Here is a 22,602-nt window from a genome sequence, read left to right as displayed (position 1 = left end):
TCAGCGCACACGGGCGGCCGCGCGCAGGGCACGGCGCCGGCTGCCGTTGACGAGGTCGGTGAAGCGGTCGAGCGCCGACACCAGGCGCAGGCTGCGTGGGCCGACCATCGCGAAGGGCGGGAACTTCGGCTGCTCCGCCCAGATGCCGTCGAGGTCCTCGTGCCGCGTTCCGTCCACAATGGAGTCGGCGATCAGCGAACCGACGTACGGCGCCTGGGCGAGGCCGTGCCCGTTGCACGCGATCGAGTAGTAGACGTTGTCCTCGATCCGGCCGGCGATCGACAGCCAGGACGACGTGATCGCGATCCAGCCGCCCCACGCCCGCTCCACGGCGACGTCGGCGAGCGTCGGGAACCGGCTCGCGAACGCGCCGGCGAGCTCCTCGACCAGCTCGCGGTCCGGGGCCTTCGCCGGCAGGGGATAGGTCGTGCCGCGCTCGACGCGCCGGACGCCGAACACGATGGTGCCGCGCGCGGTGAGGCGGTAGTGCTCCATGACCTGGTGCTGGGTGATCACGCCCGACCGGCTGCTCCACTCCAGTGCGGCGAGCCGCTCCGGGGCGATCGGCTCGGTCTCCATCTCGATGAGCCACAGCGGCACCGAGAGCCGTTTCGGGGTGATGTCCCACTCCCCCGAGTAGGCGTTCGTCGCGAGCACCGCCGTGTTCGCCCGCACGGTGCCGCCGGGGGTCGAGATGACGACCTTGCCGCCGCGCCGCGTCACGTCGGTGACCTTGGTCCGTTCGAAGACCCGGGCCGACGACGAGACCAGGGCGCGGCGCACGCCCCGGCTCAGCTTGCCGGGGTTCAGCATCCCGCCCACGGCCTCGCGCATGCCGCCGACGAAGCCGCGGGGAATGCCGAGCTGCTCGCTCGTGCCGACGTGACCGCGGCCGCCCGCGCGCCGCAGAATCGCCGCCAAGGTACGGATGCGCAGCATCTGCCCGTGCCCCACGGCACCCCAAGCCAGGCCGTTGGGCTCGTAGTCGCAGTCGATGGCGTGGGTCTTGATGAGGTCTTCGACGAAGCTCGCGGAGTTCTCGGCCAGCCGCACCATGCCGGGCACCTTCTTGGGGTAGAAGAGGCTCAGCAGGCGCAGGTCGCCGCCCGGGACGCTCGCGATCTGGCCGCCGTTGCGCGAGCTGGACCCGTAGCCGCAGAACTCGGCCTCCAGCAGCACGACGTCCCGGCCGCGCTCGGCGAGCCGCAGCGCCGTCGCCATGCCGCCCATGCCCCCGCCGATGACCGCGACGTCGCACGTGAGGCCGCCGTCGAGGCTGGGGAGGACGTCCTCGGGCGGGTCGATCCAGCCGCTGAAGGTGCTGCACTCGACGTTGTCGATCCTCATGACTCCGCCCTCGCTTTCCCCTGCGTCGCAGCGTGTTCCGCGATGTGCCGGGTGATGGGTTCGACCAGGGCCTCGGGGATGTGGTGCCCCATGCCGGGGATGACGACGTGCCGGGCGCCGGGGATCGCTTTCACCGTCGCGGCACCGCCGCTGGGGGCGACCAGCAGGTCCCGGTCGCCGTTGATGACCAGGGTGGGCGCGGTGATCCGGCGCAGCCGGGCGGTCCGGTCCCCGGAACGCTGGATCGCCTGGATCTGCCGGGCCGCGCCCGCGGCCAGGTCGCCGGCGGCGCGGTCCCAGCCCCCGGCCGCCGTGGCTGCCTCGGCCGCGTCGTCGATCGGGTATCCCGTTCCGGCGATGTGGCCGGTGATCCGCAGGTGGGCGCGCACCGCCGCGGTTCGGGTCTTCGCCGGTGGACCGGCGAGCAGCCGGATCGTCGACAGAGCCGGCTGCCCGGCCTTCTTCGCGCCCGTGGTCGAGAAGATCGACGTCAAGGACAGGACACGCGCGGGTTCGGCCGCGGCGACCGTCTGCGCGATCATCCCGCCCAGGGACCGGCCGGCCACGTGGGCCTGCCGGATCCCGAGGTGGTCGAGGACGCCGACCGCGTCGGCGGCCATGTCCGCCAGCGAGTAGGCGTCACGGCGGGGACGCGCGAGCACCTGGCGCCACAGCGCCGGCGGCGGGCTGGCCGCGAACGTCGACCGGCCGACATCGCGGTTGTCCATCGTGACGACCCGGAAGCCCCGGGCGACAAGCGCGTCGACGAACGACCCGGTCCAGAAGGTGAGGTCCTCGCCCATCCCGGCGATGAGCAGGATCGCGGGGTCGGCCTGGTCGCCGTGGTCGCGGTAGCAGATCGTCACACCGGACGGCAGCGCCGCGTACTGGTCTTCAGACACGGGCCGACCGCCGTTCACCGGGCAGCGCCGCCGGCCGGGCGGTGCCGAACTCGAGGTTCTCGTCGGCGACCGGACCGCGCAGCGCCTTGGCGTCTTCGGGGTAGGACAGCGCCATGCGCCACGGGGCGGCATCTCCTTGCTTGGGCAGGCTCTTCTCGGCGCGCTTGGCGTAGCCGGCCTGCAGGTCCATCACCGGCCGGCGCGGCGTGCCCGGGAGCGCGACCGGGACCACCTGGTCGTGGCCGTGCGCGTCCATGTGCCGCACCAGGTCGATGAAGTAGCGGCACATCAGGCTCACCTTGAGCGTCCAGGACGACGTCGTGTAGCCGATCGCCATCGCCCAGTTCGGGATCCCGCTCAGCAGCATCCCGCGGTAGGAGACCGAGTCCGCGAGGTCGATCTCGCGCCCGTCGACCGCGATCGGCATCCCGTCGAAGAGCCGCATGTTCAACCCGGTGGCGGTGACGATGACGTCGGCTTCCAGCTCCTCGCCCGACTCCAGGACGACGCCGCGCTTGCTGAACCTCGTGATCGTGTCGGTGACGACGGAAGCGGTGCCGGCCTTGATCGCGTCGAAGAAGTCGCCGTCCGGTGCCAGGCACAGCCGCTGGTCCCACGGGTCGTACGGCGGGTTGAAGTGCTTGTCGACGTCGAATCCCTTGGGCAGGCGTTTGCGGTTCTCGCGCCGGATCACCGCTCGTCCGATCTTGGGGAACGCCCGCAGGCCCTTGACGATCGCGTGTTCGGTCCAGATGTTCTTGAACCGCGTCGCGGCGTACCCGCGTTTTTCACCGAGGACCTTCGTGAGGGTCCGGGCGACCCGGTCGACGCGGGGCAGCGCCATGACGTAGGTGGGGGTGCGCTGCAGCATCGTGACGTGCCGGGCCTCGGTGGCCATCGCCGGCACCAGCGTGATCGCGGTCGCGCCGCTGCCGATGACGACGACCTTCTTGCCGCTGTGGTCGAGGTCTTCGGGCCAGTGCTGCGGGTGGACGATCCGGCCCCCGAAGTCGTCGCGCCCCCGGAACTCCGGCGAGAACCCCTTGTCGTACCGGTAGTAGCCGGTGGCGGCGAACACCCAGCGCGCGCGGATGGTCTTGACGGACCCCGGAGCCTCGACGCGCAGCGACCACTTCGAGTCCACTGTGGACCATTCCGCCCGGACCACCCGGTGGCGCAGCCGGATGAGGCGCTCCAGGTCGTTCTCCTCGACCGTCTCCCGGAGGTACTCCCGGATCAGCGGGGCGTCGGCGATCGCGGCCTCGTGGCGCCACGGCTTGAACTCGTAGCCGAAGGTGTGCAGGTCCGAGTCGGACCGGATGCCCGGGTACCGGAAGAGATCCCAGGTCCCGCCGATGTTGTCGCGACCCTCCAGCACGACGAGGGACTTCCCGGGGAGCTCCCGGCTGAAATAAGTCGCCGCGCCGATCCCGGAAATCCCCGCGCCGATGACGACGACGTCGAACTCCTCGTCGGCGTCCAGCACCTCAGCTGCCATTGTCCGCATCTCCTCGCTGAGCCGGCTTCGTGATGGCTTCACTGTCGCCAAGCCATGGCCGCGGTCACAACGACAGCGGGCACAGGGTTCGCGCGGAGCTGGTGCACAGTGCACACTCCCGGTATGGAAGAGCTGTGGCCCGCCCCTGCCGTCGAAGTCGCCGACGCGATCCGGTCCGTGTGCCAGCGGCTCCTGGCGGACACGGAAGCCTTGACCGACGCCATTTCGACGATCGCGATCACGGCACAGGACGACCCCGCGCTGCTCTCGGACGCCTCGCTGGTCGAGGAGGACCGCCACCTCAACCGCTCGGATCTCGTCCAGTGGCTGACGTCGAACATCCAGCACCCGGGGCGGCGGGTGGAACCGTACGTCGGCCCCCGGATCACCGCGTACATCGGCGATCTCGTGGCCCGCGGGCTCGCACCCGACTTCGCCGGAGGGTGGCGGGCGGCGCTGGGGATCGGCTGGCGCCGGTGGCTGGAGGAGTGCGCGGCACACTGCGCGGATCGCGACCTGCTCGTGGGAGTCCTGGACGTGTCGGCGAAGTCGCTGGTGCAGTACGCCCTCGACTCGGTCGCGATCCTGCGGGAGGTGAGCCTCGCCGCGGCGATGGGCAACGCCGACGCCGAGGCGATCTCCCTGATCCAGATGATCGCCGGTGGGGCGCCGGTGTCGGAGGACTTCGCCGAGGGACGCCTGCGCTACCGGATGGCGCGGTGGCACGTCGGCCTCGTGCTGTGGGTCGACGACCCCCGGCAGCACCACGTGCTGGACGAGGCGATCGCGGCCGTGCGCTCCGCCGCGGCGGGCCGGAACACGCTGGTGGCCCGGGCCAGTGCCACTTCGCGCTGGATCTGGTTGTCCGGCGCGGATCCGGCCGATCTGCCCCGGGTCGAGGAGGTCGTGGCGGAGGAGGTCAGCGTGGCGGTGGGACGGCCGGGACGCGGGCTCGACGGGTTCCGGTCCAGCCACCAGGACGCCCTCTCGGCCCAGGCGCTGGTCATCCGGCTCGGCTCCGCCCGGCGGTTCACCGCCTACGCCGACGTCGAGCTGATCGACGCCCTCACCAAGGACCGCGCGAGTGCCCGCCGGTTCGTCGGCAACACCCTCGGTCCGCTGGCCGACGCCGACCCGGAGCTACGGCGGACGCTGCTCACCTACGTGCAGTGCGGCTTCAACACCACCCGCGCGGCCGCCAGCCTCTACGCCCACCGCAACACCGTCGAGCGACGGGTCTCCCGCGCCAACGAGCTCGCGGTCGTCAAGGTCGAAGACAACCCCACCCACCTGGCGGCGGCACTGCTCGTACTGGACATCGCGCCCGAAGTCATGGCCGGCTGAGCTTCACCCCAGCTTCCGGAACCAGCGCAAGGCCGGCAAGGCCAGCAGCGTCGCGCCGGACAGCGCCACGAACGCGATGGCCGGGCTGGTCACGAGGAACCCGATCGCCGTCGCCAGCACGACCCCGCCCAGGTTGCCCGCCATCCAGATCAGCCCGGCGGCGGTGCTCTCGGCGTCGGGCGCGTGCCGCTCACTCAGCGAGAGCACGATGGGCAGCGCCGGCAGCAGCACGAAACCCGTCCCGAGCAGCGTGAGGAAGGCCATCGGCGTGCTGGGCACCAGGGCCAGGTGCAGGCACGCCACGGCCGTGAACGCGATCCCCGCGCCCATGAGCCCGACCTCGCGGCCGCGCCGGTCCGCCCACACCGGCACGACGGCGCAGCCGAGCACTCCGGCGATCATGGTGCCCGCGAGGATGAGCCCGGCGGTGGACTCCGGCACTCCGGCCGGCGCCAACAGCGGTTGCGCGAACGTCGCGAGCGCGATGAACGTGCCCATGGGGATGGCGACGACCGCGCACAGCCGCCGGATGTACCGGTTGCCGAACGCCGCGCGAAAGGCCCGGACGCCTCCGGTCACCAGGCTCGTTCGCGTCGGCGGGGAGCGCAGTGCTCCGACGAGGCACAGCGCGGCGTCCAGGGCGATCAGCGCGGTGATGAGCGTGAGGGTGCGGATGTTGCTTTCGCCGGGCAGGAACGCCCCGAGCAGGTACCCCACGACCATGCCGCCGAAGGTGGCGGAGGACGCGGCGGCAATCCCCGTGGCGCGGTCCTTTTCGGACAAATAGCCCACGGCGAGACCCGGGATGGCGTTGAGGACGAACGGCTGTCCGGCCGCGGCGACGACCTGGCCGATGAAGGCCCAGGTGAAATCGTCGGCGACCAGCCTCAGGAACGCCCCGGCGGCGGTGAGGACCGCGCCGGCGACGAGGGCCGGCCGGAGAAACCGGTCGAGCGCGAGGCCGGCCGGGATCGCGAGAAGCACGTAGATCAACGGGAAGACCTGCGACAACCAGCCGATCGCCCCGACGGAAACGCCGAAGTGCCGCGCGGCGTCCGCGGTCACGGGCGCGTAGGTCACGAAGAGCGCCTGGCTCGCGACCGCCAGCAGCCCGTAGGCGAGGAAGACCGTCCACCGGCTCTTCACCTGCTGCTGGGCCTTCGCGGTGGCGGCTCGGCGCGCGACCCGCGTCCGGCGGGGTGGAGCGACCAGGCCGAACGACTCGCCTCGCCGGCGGGCGGTGCTCCCGATCATGACCGTGACGACTGCGACCGCGCCGGCGGCGGCAGCACCACGCACTCTTCGCCGAGGGGGCGTCGAATCCGGCATCTGGTTGTCCTTGTCGGTCGATCGTGGGGCTCCACTGTCGCCATCGCGATCGTCCTTGGGTACGACACTCTGCACCCCGATTCGCCCCGCGCGGTGCATCCGGCACTATCGCGCCAGGAACTCCAGGGCCTGGCCGACGAACCGGGCGTGGAACTGGAAGATGCCGCCGTGGCCGGCGTCGGGGTAGATCACCAGTTCGCTGTCCGGCAGGCGACGGGCCAGGTCGTGGGTGTTCGTCGTCGGCACCATCCGGTCGTGGTCGCCGTTGGCGACCAGCACGGGCTGCCGGATGGCGGAGAGGTCGGACGGCTTCTCCAGACCCCACCGGTGGATGGCTTTGAGCTGGGCGATGTAGGCCCTCGGCGCGATCGCCTTGTCCCGGTCGTTCTTGCGTTCCTTCAAGCGGGCCAAGAACTCTTTACCGGCCCGCTTGCCGTTCGGCGTCCGGGTGAAGAAGAGGAACTGCTTCGGGTCTTGAAGGGTCAGCAGCGCCCGGACGGTGTCGAGGTTCGAAATCCTGGTGACGTTCTTGATGCCCTCGCCCCCGGCGGGCCCGGTGCCGGCGATGATCAGCTTGCGGACCAGGTCCGGTTCGGTCTGGGCGATCACCTGCGCGATCATGCCGCCCATCGAGAACCCGAGCAGGTCGACCTTCGTCAAGCCCAGCGCGCGGATGAAGGTGACGGCGTCGGCCGCCATCGCCTGGATCGACTTCGGGGTGGTGCCGGTGGACGCGCCCACCCCGCGGTTGTCGAAGGCGATGACCCGGTGGTGCGCGGCGATCCCGTCGACGACACGGGGGTCCCAGTTGTCCAGGACCGCGGCCAGGTGGGTCAGGAAAGACGACCGGGACCCCGGTCTTCGGGCCGAGCTCGCGGTAGGCGAAGTCGACGCCGCCGGCGGAAACGGTGCGGGTCGGCGCGTCCCGATAGGACAGGACGACGTCTTGGCTGTTGTTCATGGTTTGTCCTTTTCGGTCACTTGCCGAGGAAGAGGTCGACCTGGGCGGCGAACTCGTCGATGTGCTGGAAGAGGAAGGCGTGGCCGGCGTCGCCGTAGAGGACCAGCGTGGAGTCGGGAACCTCTTCGACGGCCTTGTAGGAGCCGAGGGCGGAGATCATCACGTCGTGGATCCCGTTGGCGTACAGGACCGGCTGGCCGATCGCCCGCAGCTGGGCCTGCAGCTGGTCCCATTCCACGGCCAGGAGGCGTCCGACAGCGGCGAGCTGGCCCTGGGCGGCGTCCTCGGTGACCGCGGGACCGCCCGCTTCGAGGCGTTTGGCGACCTTCCCGAGGTGCTCGAGGCCTGCGGCCCGGGCCTGGTCGGTTTCCGGGTAGAAGAGGTAGAGCAGGTCTTCGGCGTCCGCGTCCGGCTTGGCCATGATGGACAGCACCCGCTCCCCCATCGCCGGCGTGCCCGGCGCGACCCCCGGCCCGCTGCTGCCGGCGACGACGATCTTGCGCACGAGACCGGGCCGCCGGAGCGCGACCAGCTGCGCCACGATGCCGCCGAGCGACCAGCCGAGCAGGTCGACCTGCCCCAGCCCGAGGGCCTCGATGAACTCGGTGGCGCCGTCGGCGAACCCTTCCGCGGTGTCGCGCGGCTCGCCGCCGGTGTAGCCGATGCCGACGTTGTCGAACAGGATCACGTCGCGGTCCGCGGCGAGCCGGTCGACGAACTCCGGGTCCCACCAGTCGATGGTGCCGCGGAACCGCATGAGCAGGACCAGGGGCACGCCACCCCGCGGTCCGGTGCGCCGGTAGGCGAAGACCGCGGAAGGCCCCGCGGCGGTGTGGTTCTCGAGGGTGTCAGCCGTGTAGGTGGTCATGGTTTATATTATGACCATAATTCTATGAGCGGTGCAAGCGCCCGGCGCTGATGACGCGGCGGCTCAGCCAGCCGCCCTGTCCGGGAAGGTTGCCGATGAGACCAAGGAAACCGCGGCCACGTTCCGGGGTCGGGCCCAGCAGTTCTTCACCCCTGGTTGCACACCTGCAACCATCACCGAGGGCACACCTCACTCGCCGGCCAGTCGCGTCCCCACCGTCACGAGGCGACTCAGCCGGCCGACGGGGCGTCCAGCACGGTCAGCGCGTTGCGGATCCCCTGCTCCAGCACACCATCGGAGAGCTGGCGGTCAGCCAGGGCGCGAGCGAGCTGCAGGGTCCCGACCATCAGCGCGTAGATGCTGAGCGTCTTGACGCGCGCCGACGGCGGGTCGTGCGGCGCCAAGCGGGCGGCGATGTCGTCGATGACGGCCAGCACACTGCCGGTGTAGGTCTCCTTGGTCGGATCCGCGCAGCGGCCGATCTCGTCCAGCAGCGCGGCGGACGGACAGCCCTCTTCGGGGTTGTCGCGGTGCTCGGGCGAGAGGTACGTACGCACCATCTGCTCGACGCCGTCGCGGCCGGGCGGGAACGAGGTGAGCCACTCGCGCTGACCGCGCAGCTGCTCGGAGACCACAGTGGCGACCAGGTCCTCTTTGGACTCGAAGTGGGCGTAGAAGGCGCCGTTGGTCAGGCCCGCGTCCTTCATGAGCGTGGCGACGCCGGAGCCGTCGATCCCGTCGCGCTTGAGCCGGCGCCCGGCCGTCTCGATGATCCGCTGCCGCGTCGCCTGCTTGTGCTCTTTCGCGTACCGCACCACGCGCGCCTCCACTCACCGGGACCGAAGCCCTTATGTTAGTACGATCATAATCTAAGTGTGGCCAGACCCCTTGCATCCCTGATCCGCCCAGTCGTATTGTAGTACGATCATAAGCTAAAGATGGGTGACTGAGATGAAGGCGTTCGTCGTCGATCGCTACGGGAAGAACGGCAACACACTGCGGGCGGGCGACGTGCCGGAACCCGCCGTCGGCGAGCACGACGTGCTGGTCGAGGTGCACGCCGCCGGCGTCAACGCCCTGGACTCGAAGATCAGGGACGGGGAGTTCAAGCTCTTCCTCCCCTACCGCCCGCCGTTCGTGCTGGGCCACGACGTGGCCGGCGTCGTGCTCCGCGTCGGGGCCCGCGTGCGCGAGTTCAAGCCCGGCGACGAGGTCTACGCGCGCCCGGGCAAGGACCGGATCGGCACCTTCGCGGAGTTCATCGCCGTCCACGAAGACGACCTCGCCCTGAAGCCGGAGCGTCTCACGATGGAGGAAGCCGCTTCCGTCCCGCTCGTCGGTTTGACCGCCTGGCAGGCGCTGATCGAGCGCGCCCGGCTGCGAAAGGGGCAGAAGGTCTTCATCCAGGCGGGTTCCGGCGGCGTGGGGACGTTCGCGATCCAGCTGGCGAAGCACCTCGGCGCGACCGTCGCCACGACCACGAGCACGGCGAACATCGAACTGGTCGAGCGCCTCGGCGCGGACGTCGTCATCGACTACCGCAAGGACGACTTCGAAGACGTCCTGCACGACTACGACGTGGTCCTGCACAGCCTCGACGGCGAGGCGCTCAAGAAGTCCGTGCGGATCCTGAAGCCCGGCGGCAAGCTCATCTCGCTCTCCGGCCCGCCCGACCCGGATTTCGCGCGGGAGATGGGAAAGCCGTGGATCCTGCGCCCGGCGACACGCGTGCTGAGCCACGGAATCCGGACCGCGGCCAAGCGCCGCCAGGTGGACTACTCGTTCCTCTTCATGCGCGCCAGCGGTCCTCAGCTCCGCGAGATCACCTCCCTCATCGACGCCGGTGTCATCGAGCCGGTCGTGGACCGGATCTTCCCCTTCGACGCGACCAACGACGCCCTGGCGTACGTCGACAAGGGACGCGCCAAGGGCAAGGTCGTCGTCACGGTGCGCTGAATCGGCGAGAGGGGGATCGGCGTGCTCGACGATGACGTGGAGGCCGCCCCCGAGTTCGGGGCGCGCGCCGCCGAGCTCGGGTTCGGTTCACTGCCTGCCACGACGATCCTGCCGAGTCGCAAGTCCAAGCTGATGCCGGGTGCGATCAACTTCTACAGCCGCCGGACCGGCGCCTTCGGCGACGACGCGGTCGACCACGCGCTCGTGCCGTCCTCCCACGCTTCCCTGGCCCTGGCCGAGTCGGCCGTGCACACCGGCTTGGGTGTGGCGCTCAGTTGCCGGCGCGGAGTTCGGTGTTGAGGCGCTGGGCTTCGTGGAGCTGGTCTTCGAGGGTGACGATGCGGCAGGCAGCGTCGATGGCGGTTCCCCGGTCGACCAGTTCCCGCACGCGGGCGGCCAGCCGCAGCTGCTGGCGTGAGTAGCGGCGGTGGCCGCCGGCGGAGCGTTGCGGCGTGATCAGCCCGGCTTCGTCGAGGCTGCGCAGAAAGCCTTGGGTGGTGCCGAGCATGTCGGCGGCCATGCCCATCGTGTAGGCGGGGTAGTGCTCGTCGTCGAACTTGTCGGCCGCGCGGGGCGTGGCCGGTCCTGCTTGCTCAGGGATCATCCGACCTCCACATCACAAAGGACCCCGGGAGCCGCGCACGGCACCCGGGGTCCTCAAAGGGTTGGGTTTCACCATTGTCAACCGGCGCGACCGCCGGCTTCCTGCACCCGCGTCCGGCCGAAAGCCGGGTCTCGCGGGGATCGCTTACTCGTGACCGAGCACCACCTCCGAACTCGATGGAACTGCGGCACCCGCGCGGCGCTACTATCCAGCCGCTGCGGGCGATCCAATGATGCTCCCGATCCCTTCTCTCCTGTGTTTCCACTTACTGGGTACTTCCGGTACTGCCACTTCACTTGCGACTTGCACGAACAACTACGGGTACTGCTGATCTTCACTATCGGTACTGCCGAACTCGCGGCCACCAGCCGAAACCTTGTTCCGTGATCGGCTCCGCGCTGCCTGACCGCCTTGTCTCACCTCGCGGGTAGTTACGTCCTCTCCCGCGCCTGCTTGACGTTGTCTTCCTCGTTACGAGGAGAACACTACACACACCCGCCATCCAATGTCTACTTCAGTCGGCATAGATTTTCTGAGACGCGTGGGACTGACAGTGAGGAAGAGGGGTGCGACCGTGAGTGACGAGGCCGTCCAGGATCCGCTCGAGAAGCGCTACGGCCTGGCCGAAGTCGCCGACCTCGAGGAGTACGCCGAGGCGTTGACGCGGTTGCTGGAGCGGGGACGGCGGGAGCGGTGCGTGGCGGTGGTGTCGGAGGCCGAGGCCTACGCGGCGGCGGAGCTGCTCGGCCAGTTCGCGCAGCTCGATCCGCACGCGGCGCTGAACCAGCTGGCCGCGTCCCTGGCCAGCCGGCTTTACAGCCGCCTCGGCGCGTGACGATCGGCGAATTCCCCCGGACGGCGCAGCGCTGATCCCCCAATCGGTGTGATTTCCGCACAAGTGGGTAGTCAGACTTCCAGTTCTGGGGTTTCGGCGCGCAGGAACCCCGGAATCAGGCTTCGCCGGTCCAGACCCGAGGGCCGGCGAAGCCGCCCGGGCCCGGACCTCTCCCCCCGGGTCGTTCGGCGCGATGCGCCGGGTCGACCCCTACCGGACGAACTCCGCGGCCGCGCGCGTCCGGGAGCGGATCGCCGAAGGCGTCGAGGAAGGCGCGCTGCGGTCGATCGACGGGAACCTCTCCGGGCAGCGCAGCACAGGTAAACCGATCGGTTTCCAATCCGCCGAAATCGGGTTAACCTCGCAGGATGACGACCGAGGCGAAGCCGGGCCCCCGCGAGCGGCTGCTGGAAGCCGCCGCCACGCTCACTTACCAGGACGGTGTCGGCATCGGCGTCGAGGCGCTCTGCAAGGCGGCGGGAGTGTCGAAGCGCTCCCTCTACCAGCTGTTCGAAAGCAAGGACGAGCTGGTGGCGGCGAGCCTGAAAGAGGGCGCGCCCGCGTACGTGGCGGGCCTGCTGCCCCCGGCCGACGACGGCCGTTCACCCCGCGACCGGATCCTGCACGTCTTCGAGCAGGTCGAGGCGCAAGGGCGCGCACCCGGGTTCCACGGCTGCCGCTACCTGTCGGTGCAGATCGAGCTCAAGGACCAGCGGCACCCCGCGAGCCGTGTGGCACGCCGGATCAAGCGCAATCTGCTGACCTTCTTCCGCACCGAGGCCGAGCGGGGCGGAGCGCGCGACCCGGAACTGCTGGCGCGGCAGCTCATCCTGGTCTTCGACGGCGCCAGCGCCCGGGCGGGGATCGGGGTCGAGAACCTGAAGGGGCTGATCACCCCGACGGTGGTGACCCTGCTCGACGCCGCGGACGTGCGCTGACCGGCCGGCTCACGAGGAAGCCGGTGGCGCCCAGCCACCCGTGACTTCCTTGGTCGGCTTGTGGGGGAAGCGGCGCTCGGCGTATTCCTGCGCACGGGAGCCCGGCAGGACGTACAGGGTCTCCCTCTTGTCCTGCAACGGGCGCAGCACGGTGTTCATGAAGGCTTTGCGATCCGCCAGGTACGGCCCCAGGACGTCCTCGCCGGCCGGGCAGACGGCCACGCAGTAGCCCGACTTGTAGCCGGGCGGGTTGCTCAGGCTTTGCCACATGGAGGCGCTTTCGGAGTCGGTGACCCGGGCGCGGTAGTCGGCGGCGTCGCGGCTGTCGGCCACGGTCTGCGCCCAGTCGGTGAACCCGCTCATGAACTCGCGGTAGTTGTGCGTGGTGCAGGCCAGCCCGTCGAACGCCCCGTCCTTGCCGATGGCCCCCACCGGGCAGGCGGTGACGCACAGCTTGCAGTCGATGCAGGGGTTGTAGTCCAGCGCCTGCCCGTACTCGCTCACCTCGGCGTCCACCAGCACGGTGACCAGCAGCACGAAGCTGCCGAACTTCGGGTGGATGACGTTGCGGTGCAGGCCCATCACGCCGAGCCCGGCGGCCACCGCGACCGTCTTGTGCGCCACCACCCAGATCCGGTCGGTGCCGAAGCGATCCATCTCCTGCGGGAAGCCGACCGAAGGGTTGAGTGCGCGGTAGCCGGCGTCCTGCAGCGCCCGGGTGACCTCGCGGGCGGTGTGGTTGGCCTGTTCGTCGGTCTGGTGGAACTCCTGGTTGGCCACGCTGCGGGCCGGCGAGCGGCAGTTGTCGCGGTTCATCCGGAACACCATCGCGACCAAGCTGCGGGTGCCGGGCAACGCCGCCGAGACGTACTCCCGCTCGCCCGCCAGATCGGGGTGGTCGAGGCTGACCGCGGCGGCGTCATCCGCACCGGCGGCCAGGCACAGCTCACGCAGCCAGGCCGCGTCGATCACCGCGGGCGGCTTCGGCTCGCCGTCGGCTCGGCGCCGGGCGAGCACGGCCCGCACCGACGGGTGCGCGGCCAGCTTGGCCGGCAGCTTCGGCTCTTCTCCGGCCCCCACGGTGGTCATCCAGCCTCCCGAACTCAGCCGTAAACCGATCGGTTTCCGGTCTTTGCCCACGCTAGCACCTCGGCTTGCTCCCTGAAACCGATCGGTTTACGCTACTGGAAACCGATCGGTTTACTCCGTGCCTCACCCAGGAGCAGGCGAGATGCCCCAGCCGACGATCCACGTTCCCGGCACCACGACGCACACCCTCCCCCCGCCGAAAGGACGCCGCGAGGGGACGTTGCGCTACCTCAAAGGCGGAACCGGTGCTCCCCTGGTCCTGCTGCACACCGTCCGCACGCAGGCCGAGCACTTCCGCGGTCTCATCCCCCTGGTCGCCGGCCACTACACCGTCTACGCCCTCGACCTGCCGGGGATGGGCTACTCCGAGATCGTGCCCGGCGCTTCTTACGACGAGCCGGCCATGCGCGCGGGGGTCGAACGCCTCCTCACGGAACTCGACCTCGACGACGTGACGCTGCTGGGTGAGTCCATGGGCGCGGTGCTCGCCCTCACGACGGCGGCCGACCTGCCGGACCGGGTCCGGCGCGTCGTCGCGGTGAACACCTACGACTTCCGGGGCGGGATCGCCCGATCCGGCCTGCTCGCCCGGCTGGTGGTCGGCGGCGTGCTCGCCCCGGGCGTCGGTCCGGTGTTCGCCCGGGTGGAGCCGAAGGCGGCACTCCGGCGGATCTTGCGGGGCGGCCTGGGCGACCGGAGTGCCTTGCGCGAGGACTACGTGGACGAGCTCCTCCAGGTCGGCGGCCGCCCCGGCTACCCGGAGGTGGCCCGGGCCGTCTACCATAACCTGCCCAGCCTCGTCGCGGCCCGATCGCGCTACCCCGAAGTCAAGGCTCCCATCCACCTCGTCTACGGCGAACAGGACTGGTCGCGACGATCGGACCGGGCCGCGAACAAGGACCTGCTGCCCGACGCCGAATACACGCTCGTGCCGGGAGCCGGCCACTTCATCGCCCTGGAACGGCCCGACGTGCTGGCCGGCGTTCTCAACGCGGTGGCGTCGTGAGCAACCGGGTCCGCGTTGTCGCGCACGAGGTTCGCCGTCTCGAAATCGCGGTCGACCCGCCGTTCGAGGAGTTCCGTGACCGCTACGAGAAAGCGGTCCCTCCCTTCGAGCCCGGCCACTTCTTCGACGGCGGCCTGGGTGGGACCGACTGGGCCACCATCACCCGGATCACCGAAAGGGTTGCCCCGCACGGCTTCCTGCTCTACTGGCGCAACGAAGTCGATCTCGTGATGCGGGTGGCCGGGCACCGCCGCCGGTGCACGACCTACCTGATGGGCAACCACACCGTCGCCGAGCGGATGTACCGCCACGACTCCGGGATCATGCTGTACGCACCGCTGCGCGTCACCCTCCACGAGGACCACGACGATCGGGTGTGGCTCACCGTCGACCAGCCGAGCACCCGCTTTTCGAGTTTCGGCGACCCGGAAATCGCGGCGGTCGGCGCCGAACTGGACGACAAGCTCGCCGCTCTGTTCACCGCACTCGACATCGCGGTGCCGGCAGAACTGGCCGGCTGAAGTCGACGCCGAGCTCCGGTCGACCGGCGTCACCGCTGTCCCGGGCGTTGCTCCTTCACCCAGACCGCCACCTGGGTCCGGTTGACGAAATCCAGCTTGTTCAGGATGTGCTGCAGGTGGGTCTCCGCCGTCCGCTGGGCGATGACCAGGCGGACGGCGATCTCGCGGTTGCTCAGCCCCGCCGCGACCAGGCCGGCGATCTCCGACTCGCGGCGGGTCAGCGGCGGGAGAACCGGGACGTCACCGGGCGCCTCCCGCCCGCCTGACGCCGCGGGCGCCAGGATGCGATGCGGGTTCTGCCGGCGTCCCTCGGCGAAGACCTCCTCGAACCGGGCGGCGCCCAGGGCGTCGCGGGTGAGCTTCAGTGCTTCCCGGTGGGCGAGCGACACCGCCACGTCCGGTTCCGCGCCGCACCGGTCCCACAACGCGGCCGCCGTGCCGAACAAGCGGGCCGCGGCCGCCCAGTCCTCGCGCCGGGCGGCCGCCCACGCCAGGCCGTCCACGCGGTACGCCGCGGACAGCACGTCGGCGCCGCGCAGATCGATTTCGAGCGCTTCCCGGATCGCGCGTTCGCCGGTTTCGAGATCGCCGCCCATCGAGATCTCGACCACGCCCAGCCCGAACAGCGCCATCGAACGGTAGGAGTCGTCCTTCGCCGTTTCACACAGGCTCCGCATCGACTCCAGCAGCTGCCGGGCCCCGGCGAGATCACCGCGGAAACCCAGCGCCACCGCCTGGATGAACATCGGGTGCAGCCGCGGCCGGACGGCACCGCGCTCACTGAAGATCCGCACGGCTTCGGCGGCGTTCTCCAACGTGCGCGGCTCGATCGCGAGCATTCCCACGAACGCCCGGGCGTGGTGGATGTACGGAACCGCTTCGTCGTCGCAGCCGCTTTCGGCGTGCGCCAGACGCCGTCGGGCGCCGGGCAGGTCCGCGTGCAGCGCCGCGCACAGGGCCGCGATGGCCTGCCCCCGCGCCCGCCCCGGAGCATCCGGCGCGACGGCGGCGAGCGCTCGGTCGACCCACTTCCGCAGCTCCCACGCGGCACCGCGGGCCACCCAGTACTCGATCACGCTCGTCGCCATCCGGAGCGCGACCACGGCCGCCTCCGGCGTGCGCAGGGACCACGACAGTGCGGCCCGGATGTCCGCGTGCCGCTCCGAGAGGCACGCGAACCACTCGTCACGCCGGGCGCCGAACCATTCGTCGTCCGCTCGCTGCAGCAGCCGTGCGTGGTGGTCGCAGTGGCGCCGGGCCACGGCGTCGGCCTCGCCGGCACCGGCAAGCCGTTCCTGGCCGAACTCGCGCAGCGCTTCCAGCAGGTGGTACCGGGCGCCGGCCGTCCCGTCGACGCGCAACAACACCGACTTGTCGACCAGGCCGTCCACGCCGTCCAGCACCGCGCCACGCTCGAGGCTGCCCTCGCAGACGTCCTCGGCCGCGCCCAGGTCGAACGGTGCCGCGAACGTCGAACAACACGCCCAGACCGTTTGCTCGACGTCGGTGCACAGGGAGTGGCTCCACTCGACCGTGGCCCGCAGGCTGCGCTGCCGCTCGGGGAAGGACCGCGCGCCGGTGGTCAGCAACGTCAGGCTCGCGCTCATCCGGTCGGCGATCTGCCCCGGCGACAGGGCGCGGACGCGGGCCGCGGCCAGTTCGACGGCCAGCGGCAGCCCGTCCAGCTGGCGGCACAGCCGGACCACGGCGGCCACGTCGTCCTCGGTGATCCGGAACGACGGCAGCACGGCGGCCGCCCGGTCGGCGAAGAGCCGCACGGAGTCGTAGGACAGCACGTCCTCGACGGTCCGGGCGCTCTCCGGCGGCACGGCCAGCGGCGCGGTCGACATGACCCACTCGCCCGCGACGCCGAGCGAACAGCGGCTGGTCGCCAGCACCACGAGGTTCGGGCAGTGCCGCAGCAGGGACGTGACGAGTTCCGCGCAGCAGGCGACGAGGTGCTCGCAGTTGTCCAGCAGGAGCAGCATCCGCCGCTCGCGCAGGTGCGCCAGCACCGTGTCCCCGGCCGACCGGGCGGCCGTGTCGTGCAGGCCGAGGCCATCCGCGAGCGTGCGCGTGAGCAGGGCCGGATCGCGCAGTTCGGCGAGCCCGACCACGGCCACGCCGTCGGCGAAGGCCCGGGTGACCGAACTGGCGACCCGCCCGGCGAGGCGCGTCTTGCCCACCCCGCCCGGGCCGGTCAGCGTGACCAGGCGGGCCTTGCCGAGCAGGCGCCGCAGCTCGCGCTCGTCCTCGGCGCGGCCGACGTAGCTCGTCAGCTCCCGCCGCTCGGCCACCCCTGGGTCGTCCGCCGTCATCCCATCACCCGAATCCGTCGCAGCCCACATCTTGATCGTCCGCGGAACGCCTGTCCACGCGACGGACACCGCGGATCTACGTATTTCCGACGAAGCGTCCGGCGGAGGCCGCGCACCAGAATCGGCGCTCCCAGCGATACCCGTCCGCACCGGAGGTCGACGATGACCACCCCGCCGCCTGGTCACGGTGCCGCCGCGGCGGCGATCGCCCGTGCGGTCGTCGCCGGTGTCCGCCACGCGCTGCCCGAGCACGCCGTGCTGTTCGACGCCTCGGCCACGGAGTTCGTGGCGGCGCTGGTGACCTCTCGCCGCCCCGACGAGCCGCTCGGGACCTTCACGGGAGCAGCGGCTTTCCGCCGCGCCGGCGTCGCCGAGCACGAGGTCGGCGGCGACGTCGACCGGCTCGCCCGCGCCTACCAAACCGCCGGCCGGCACGCCCTCCCGGTCATCGCCGAGCTGGGCCGCCGCTCCGACGCCGGCGCGGTCGGAACCGGCGTCGAGGCCGTGCTGCGCTGCGTCGACGTCCTGATCCGCCTGTCCACCGAGGCGTACCGCGCCGCTCAGGCACCGGACGTGCCGGCCCTGCGGCGGGACCTTCTGCACGCGATCACGACCGGCCGGCCGTGGACGGGGCTGGCCGCGCGCGCCGGCTGGACACCGCCGGAGCGCGTGGTCGCCGTGGTCGTGGCGGCGGGCACGGAGGCCCCGCGGTTCGGCCCCGAAGTGCTGGCCGACCTCACCGCCGAGCACCCGTTCCTGCTCCTGCCCGCCACGGCCGACCTGTCGCGGGTGCTCGGCCAAGAGCCCGCAGCGGCCGGACCGGCCGTGCCCCCGTCCGAGGCGGGGACGTCGCTGCGCTGGGCCCGGCGCACCTGGGAACTCCACAAGCGCGGGCTGGTGCCGGGCGCGGGCCTCGTCCGGTGGTCGGAGCACCTGACCACCCATTGGCTGATCGCGGACGAGCTGCTCACCGGCGTCCTCGCCACGCGGGCGCTCGCGCCGCTGTCCGGACTCTCGCCGAACCAGCGCGGCAAGCTCGCCGACACGCTCGACGCCGTACTCGCGGCCCGGGGCGGCGCACCCGAAATAGCGGCACGGCTGGGCATCCACCCCCAGACGGCCCGCAACCGCCTCCGCCGCCTCCGGGCGCTGTTCGGCGCCCGGCTGGAGGTCCCCGAGGAGCGGCTTACCCTGCGGATAGCCCTGCGTGCCCGGCGCGTCCTGGATCCGGAGGCGGTTCGGTGACCGGCCGCGGAACACTCAGGGACGCACCCGGATGACGGTCTTTCCCTTGCGCCGCGCGCCCGGCTTGAGCGCGGGGACGGCGTCGTCGAGGGTCGTGACGGTTCCGATGTGCGTGCGCAGGCGCCCGTCCCGCACCCGGTCGACGATCTGCACGAGCTGACCCGGAACGGACTCGACGACGAAGTCGATCGCGAGCCCGTCGGCCGGACGAGCCTCGACGGGTCCGACCACCGACACGAGTGTCCCTCCGGGACGGACGATGCTCGCCGAGCGCCGTTGGACGTCTCCTCCGATGACGTCGAAGACCAGGTCGACCCCGCCGATGCCGGTGAGGTCGTCGTGGTCGAGGTCGAGGAACTCGTTCGCGCCGAAGTCGAGCGCCGCCTGGCGGTCCGCCGCGCGCCCGGTGCCGATGACGTAGGCCCCGAACTCCCGGGCGAGCTGCGTCACCACGGACCCGACCGCGCCGGCGGCACCGTGCGCGAGGACGCTCTGCCCCGCCTGCAGCCGCCCGTGCTGGAACAGGCCCTGCCACGCGGTCAGGCCGGAGATCGGCAGGCTGGCACCGACGGTGAAGTCGACGTCCCCCGGCAGCGGCGCGAGGTTGCGGGCCTCCACCGCGACGCGCTCGGCCAGGGTTCCGTCGCGGTGCCAGTCGGCGATCCCGAAGACCCGCTGCCCCACCGAAAGTCCCGTGGTGCCGTAGCCGAGGGAGGCGACCACGCCGGCGAACTCGTGGCCGATGATCGCCGGCGTTCGATCATGACCGGAGCGATCGACCCAGGTCGAGGGCCACTCCCACTCCGCGGGGACGAAGCCCGAGGCGTGGACGTCGACCAGGACGTCGTTGATCGCCGCGGTCGGCTCGGGCCGCTCGGCGAGGGTGATCCCGGCAGCTTCCGCGGCCTGGTCCGTCGCGACGATCGCCTTCATCGGTACCTCCGGGTGTCTCGTGGACCATTTTGGGCTTGCCAGCCCATTAATGGCAGTGAACACGACCTGGAGTGGGCTGTCAAGCCCACTCTGCGGTATCGTGTGAACATGGAAGCGAGAGTGCTCACCGGCAAGGGGCAGGCAACGCGGGCCCGGATCCTCGAGCACGCCGCGGAGCTCATCTACACCAAGGGCGTCCACGCGACGAACAACGACCAGCTCCGCCGCGCCGCGGGGATCAGCGGGTCGCAGCTCAACCACTACTTCCCGACCAAGGAGAGCCTGGTCCTCGCGGTCATCGAGTGGCAGGCCGAGCGCGTTCTCACGCTCCACCGCAGCGAGCGGTTCACCCGCTTCGAGACCCTCGACTCGCTCGAGGAGTGGGCGGACCACTACATCGCCTACGAGCGCTCGTACCAGGACGGCTGCAACCTCGGCTCACTCGCCAGCGAGATCGTCAAAACGGATCTGGACGTCCGCGCGGAACTGGCGAACGCCTTCGAGCAGTGGCGGGACATCTTCCGGGACGGACTCGAACGGATGCGGCAGCTGGGCCGTCTCAAGGCGGAGGCGGATCCCACTCGTCTGGCGCATCTCCTGCTGTCAGCGTTTCAGGGCGGCATGCTTCTCGCCCAGGTCGCCCGCGACATCAGCCCGCTGGAAGACGCCCTGCGGGCAGCCATCGACCACGTGCGGACATTCGCCGTGCCCGCCGCTGCCGCCGTACTCGAAGATCAGTAGATCGAGTCGACGACCTTGGCGATCATGCCGCCCGCCACGCCTGCCACCGCACCGAGGAACACCGTGGCCAGCACCAAGGACACCCCGATACCCAACCAGGTCAACGCGCCGAGCCACGTACCGTTGACGAGGGCGTAGAGCACCGTCAGCAGGAACACCACGACGTGACCGGTCAGCGCCGTGACGGCTCCGGTCGCCGCAGCCGCCTCGACACCGCCCCGCCGGCCGGCCAGGAAACCCGTCCCGACGTAGTACGGGAAGAACAGCACCACGACGATCAGCGGGCCCGGCGCGTCCCAGTTCCGCATCAGGTACACCGAGACCGACATCAGGAACCCGCACAGCACCCCGTACGGGTAGATCCCGCGAGACCACTCTCCCAGCCGGGGTTCCACAACCGGCAAGTCGCCGGCGCGCCGAGGGGTGTTACTCCCACGCTCCGCCAGCGACTCCTACCGTGACAAGACTTCGCGGGGCCAGATCCGTCCGAAAAGGACACTGTCGGTGAGGTCCACCGACACCGGAGCGAGTCTCCCGGCTGCTCCAGCGCCACATCGACCACACGATGCTGCTCCGCCTCCACGCGCCAGCACGAAGAGTAACCGAAGCGCGAGAGATCCTCACGATCGCCACAAGCGAAAACCGAGCTATTTTCAGGAAATCCGCGCCGGTAGCAGCTTCCGCGATCACTCTGAGTATCGGGGTGCGGATGAGGTCGCATGATCATCGCGGTAGGTTTCCGGCGTTCCCCGGGGCCCGACGACGCGTCCCCGACCCCTCTCCCGTCAGCGCGTGCCCCGTGGCACGTGCTGTTCGCCGTGCCGAAAGGAAGTTGCTTGACCGCCACGACGTTGACACAGGTGCTTCGCGAGACCCACACCGTCACCGGGATCACCCGGCTGATCGTGCGCTGGGACCGCGAGACCGGCTGGGCGCACCTGGCCATCGCCGTTTCGAGCAGCGGCCCCGTCTGCTTCGCGGGCTTCCACCGGTTCGCCGGCGGAAGCTCCGAAGCCGTCACCGCCGAGCTCGCCGCCGCCGGGTGCCTGTCCGCTCCCCCGCTCCACCTCGACGACATGCTGTCGGAGATCGAAGCCGTGCTCCCGGAGGTGGCCGCGGATGCGCGTCGATGACCTGCACCTCACCGGGCTCGGCAGCGACGTCGGCGCGCTGACCCCGGTCGCGGTCCCGCTCGCGGCCGGCGAGTTCACCGCCGCCGAGGCCGACCGGACCGGTCAGCTCTCCACCGCCGTCGCCGGCCTGCCCGGACCCGAGCTCGCGGTGCGTGCCGGCCGCGAAGCCCTGCGCCAGGCCGAAACCGCGGCCGGGGAACCGGTCTGGCCGACGCTGTGCCTGCACGCCGGGATCTACCACCCCGGGATCGACTTCTGGCACGCCGCCTCCTACGTCCGCGACCGGCTCGGTGTCGGCGCCGGCGCCGGGCTCACCCTGGAGCTCGGCGCGATGAGCAACAGCGTGGTGGCGGGCCTGGACGTCGCGGCGAGCGTGCTGGCCGGCCGCCCGGACCACGAGGCCGCGCTCATCACCGCCGGCGACCGGTTCGGCGCGCCCGGGTTTCCGCACTGGAGCGCCGACACCGGCATCGTCTACGGCGACGCGGGCAGCGCGGTCGTCCTTTCGCGCCGGCCGGGCCTGGCCCGCGTCCGCGCGATCGCCTCCTACACCGACCCGTCCCTGGAGGGGCTGCAGCGCGGGGACGAACCGTTCCGCCCGGCCAGCGTCACCGCCCACCGGTCGCTGGACATCCGCCGCCGCAAGCGCCAGTGGCTCGGCCGCAACGGCGGCCCGGCGCACGTCGACGCCCGCAACGCGGACGGGGTGACGGCGGTGGTGAAGACAGCGCTGTCCGACGCCGGCGTCGACCTGCCGGACATCGTGAAGGTCTGCGCCCCGCACTACGGGCGGCGCCTGATGCAGACGCAGGTCCTGCGCCCGCTGGGCATCCCGGAGTCCCGCACGATGACCGAACTGGGGCTGCGCGTGGGTCATCTCGGTGCCAGCGACCAGATCGTGGCCCTGCATCACCTGCTCCGCACGGGCGAAGCGAGCCCGGGCGAGCACGTGCTGCTGCTGGGCATCGGGGTGGGGATGACGTGGACGGCCGTCGTCCTGCAGCTCGGCCCCTCGGTCGCGACCTGACCGGCCC

Annotated in this window: 23 protein-coding genes; 11 read left to right on the top strand and 12 right to left on the bottom strand. The window is 71.0% G+C overall.

Going from position 1 to position 22,602, the window contains the following annotated elements; translation table 11 throughout:
* From ACIRSS_RS25000 to ACIRSS_RS24990, 3 genes are read right to left on the bottom strand one after another with little or no spacing between them, the layout of a single operon-like run.
* Positions 1-1,347 carry an NAD(P)/FAD-dependent oxidoreductase gene (locus ACIRSS_RS25000; protein WP_400898844.1) on the bottom strand — a complete coding sequence of 449 codons (1,347 nt, stop codon included), beginning with the start codon at positions 1,345-1,347 and terminating at the stop codon, positions 1-3.
* Entirely contained in the window at positions 1,344-2,249 is a 906-nt protein-coding gene (locus tag ACIRSS_RS24995) for an alpha/beta fold hydrolase (protein ID WP_400898842.1), read from the bottom strand. Before ACIRSS_RS24995 ends, ACIRSS_RS25000 begins: the two co-directional genes overlap by 4 nt.
* A complete protein-coding gene (locus ACIRSS_RS24990; protein ID WP_400898840.1) occupies positions 2,242-3,747 on the bottom strand; it encodes a flavin-containing monooxygenase in 1,506 nt (501 codons plus the stop codon). Before ACIRSS_RS24990 ends, ACIRSS_RS24995 begins: the two co-directional genes overlap by 8 nt.
* A gap of 123 nt (positions 3,748-3,870) precedes the next feature.
* Here ACIRSS_RS24990 and ACIRSS_RS24985 point away from each other — a divergent pair, with 123 nt between their 5' ends.
* On the top strand, positions 3,871-5,091 hold the full coding sequence (locus ACIRSS_RS24985; protein WP_400898838.1) for a PucR family transcriptional regulator: 1,221 nt from the start codon (positions 3,871-3,873) through the stop codon (positions 5,089-5,091).
* Between the two features lie 3 nt (positions 5,092-5,094).
* Here ACIRSS_RS24985 and ACIRSS_RS24980 read toward each other — a convergent pair whose 3' ends face one another.
* The 4 genes from ACIRSS_RS24980 to ACIRSS_RS24965 all read right to left on the bottom strand — a co-directional run bounded on the left by ACIRSS_RS24980 (position 5,095) and on the right by ACIRSS_RS24965 (position 9,067).
* Positions 5,095-6,345 (bottom strand): MFS transporter, encoded by a 1,251-nt coding sequence (locus ACIRSS_RS24980; RefSeq protein ID WP_400898836.1) that lies wholly within the window; start codon positions 6,343-6,345, stop codon positions 5,095-5,097.
* Positions 6,346-6,525: 180 nt separating this feature from the next.
* Entirely contained in the window at positions 6,526-7,203 is a 678-nt protein-coding gene (locus ACIRSS_RS24975; RefSeq protein ID WP_400899771.1) for an alpha/beta fold hydrolase, read from the bottom strand.
* A 194-nt stretch (positions 7,204-7,397) separates the two neighbouring features.
* Positions 7,398-8,249, bottom strand: a complete 852-nt coding sequence (locus ACIRSS_RS24970) for an alpha/beta fold hydrolase (protein WP_400898834.1) — start codon at positions 8,247-8,249, stop codon at positions 7,398-7,400.
* Positions 8,250-8,479: 230 nt separating this feature from the next.
* On the bottom strand, positions 8,480-9,067 hold the full coding sequence (locus ACIRSS_RS24965) for a TetR/AcrR family transcriptional regulator (protein WP_400898832.1): 588 nt from the start codon (positions 9,065-9,067) through the stop codon (positions 8,480-8,482).
* Positions 9,068-9,200: 133 nt separating this feature from the next.
* On the opposite strand from ACIRSS_RS24965, the gene ACIRSS_RS24960 reads away from it, so the two are divergent.
* Positions 9,201-10,205 (top strand): NADP-dependent oxidoreductase, encoded by a 1,005-nt coding sequence (locus tag ACIRSS_RS24960; RefSeq protein WP_400899770.1) that lies wholly within the window; start codon positions 9,201-9,203, stop codon positions 10,203-10,205.
* 21 nt (positions 10,206-10,226) lie between these two features.
* Positions 10,227-10,505, top strand: a complete 279-nt coding sequence (locus tag ACIRSS_RS24955; protein ID WP_400898830.1) for a hypothetical protein — start codon at positions 10,227-10,229, stop codon at positions 10,503-10,505.
* On the opposite strand, the gene ACIRSS_RS24950 is transcribed toward ACIRSS_RS24955, so the two are convergent.
* Entirely contained in the window at positions 10,477-10,809 is a 333-nt protein-coding gene (locus ACIRSS_RS24950) for a helix-turn-helix domain-containing protein (protein ID WP_400898828.1), read from the bottom strand. The two genes, ACIRSS_RS24955 and ACIRSS_RS24950, sit on opposite strands and share 29 nt — an antisense overlap.
* 574 nt (positions 10,810-11,383) lie before the next feature.
* Here ACIRSS_RS24950 and ACIRSS_RS24945 point away from each other — a divergent pair.
* On the top strand, positions 11,384-11,644 hold the full coding sequence (locus ACIRSS_RS24945; protein ID WP_400898824.1) for a hypothetical protein: 261 nt from the start codon (positions 11,384-11,386) through the stop codon (positions 11,642-11,644).
* 368 nt (positions 11,645-12,012) lie between these two features.
* Positions 12,013-12,582, top strand: a complete 570-nt coding sequence (locus ACIRSS_RS24940; RefSeq protein WP_400898822.1) for a TetR/AcrR family transcriptional regulator — start codon at positions 12,013-12,015, stop codon at positions 12,580-12,582.
* 9 nt (positions 12,583-12,591) lie between these two features.
* Here ACIRSS_RS24940 and ACIRSS_RS24935 read toward each other — a convergent pair whose 3' ends face one another.
* A complete protein-coding gene (locus ACIRSS_RS24935; RefSeq protein ID WP_400898820.1) occupies positions 12,592-13,671 on the bottom strand; it encodes a 4Fe-4S binding protein in 1,080 nt (359 codons plus the stop codon).
* A gap of 142 nt (positions 13,672-13,813) precedes the next feature.
* On the opposite strand from ACIRSS_RS24935, the gene ACIRSS_RS24930 reads away from it, so the two are divergent.
* Positions 13,814-14,677, top strand: coding sequence for an alpha/beta fold hydrolase (locus tag ACIRSS_RS24930; RefSeq protein WP_400898818.1), 864 nt, complete (start codon positions 13,814-13,816; stop codon positions 14,675-14,677).
* A complete protein-coding gene (locus ACIRSS_RS24925) occupies positions 14,674-15,198 on the top strand; it encodes a DUF302 domain-containing protein (RefSeq protein WP_400898816.1) in 525 nt (174 codons plus the stop codon). The genes ACIRSS_RS24930 and ACIRSS_RS24925 overlap by 4 nt, the downstream gene beginning before the upstream one ends.
* A 29-nt stretch (positions 15,199-15,227) precedes the next feature.
* Here the strand turns inward: ACIRSS_RS24925 and ACIRSS_RS24920 are convergent, their stop codons facing one another.
* Entirely contained in the window at positions 15,228-17,516 is a 2,289-nt protein-coding gene (locus ACIRSS_RS24920) for an ATP-binding protein (protein WP_400898814.1), read from the bottom strand.
* A 162-nt stretch (positions 17,517-17,678) separates the two neighbouring features.
* Between ACIRSS_RS24920 and ACIRSS_RS24915 the strand changes: the two genes are divergently transcribed.
* The gene (locus ACIRSS_RS24915) at positions 17,679-18,761 is read left to right on the top strand and encodes a helix-turn-helix domain-containing protein (protein ID WP_400898812.1); all 1,083 of its coding nucleotides are present in this window, start codon (positions 17,679-17,681) and stop codon (positions 18,759-18,761) included.
* 15 nt (positions 18,762-18,776) lie between these two features.
* Here the strand turns inward: ACIRSS_RS24915 and ACIRSS_RS24910 are convergent, their stop codons facing one another.
* Positions 18,777-19,694 (bottom strand): NADP-dependent oxidoreductase, encoded by a 918-nt coding sequence (locus ACIRSS_RS24910; protein WP_400898810.1) that lies wholly within the window; start codon positions 19,692-19,694, stop codon positions 18,777-18,779.
* Between the two features lie 108 nt (positions 19,695-19,802).
* Here ACIRSS_RS24910 and ACIRSS_RS24905 point away from each other — a divergent pair, with 108 nt between their 5' ends.
* A complete protein-coding gene (locus ACIRSS_RS24905) occupies positions 19,803-20,435 on the top strand; it encodes a TetR/AcrR family transcriptional regulator (RefSeq protein ID WP_400898808.1) in 633 nt (210 codons plus the stop codon).
* Here ACIRSS_RS24905 and ACIRSS_RS24900 read toward each other — a convergent pair.
* Positions 20,429-20,830 carry a hypothetical protein gene (locus ACIRSS_RS24900; protein WP_400898806.1) on the bottom strand — a complete coding sequence of 134 codons (402 nt, stop codon included), beginning with the start codon at positions 20,828-20,830 and terminating at the stop codon, positions 20,429-20,431. The two genes, ACIRSS_RS24905 and ACIRSS_RS24900, sit on opposite strands and share 7 nt — an antisense overlap.
* A 441-nt stretch (positions 20,831-21,271) precedes the next feature.
* On the opposite strand from ACIRSS_RS24900, the gene ACIRSS_RS24895 reads away from it, so the two are divergent.
* Entirely contained in the window at positions 21,272-21,568 is a 297-nt protein-coding gene (locus tag ACIRSS_RS24895) for a hypothetical protein (protein WP_400898804.1), read from the top strand.
* The gene (locus tag ACIRSS_RS24890) at positions 21,555-22,595 is read left to right on the top strand and encodes a ketoacyl-ACP synthase III family protein (protein ID WP_400898802.1); all 1,041 of its coding nucleotides are present in this window, start codon (positions 21,555-21,557) and stop codon (positions 22,593-22,595) included. The genes ACIRSS_RS24895 and ACIRSS_RS24890 overlap by 14 nt, the downstream gene beginning before the upstream one ends.
* Positions 22,596-22,602: the final 7 nt, after the last annotated feature.

The sequence above is a fragment of the Amycolatopsis sp. NPDC101161 genome (assembly GCF_044768185.1).
Lineage (GTDB): Bacteria > Actinomycetota > Actinomycetes > Mycobacteriales > Pseudonocardiaceae > Amycolatopsis.
This window is presented reverse-complemented; position numbering and strand designations above follow the sequence as displayed.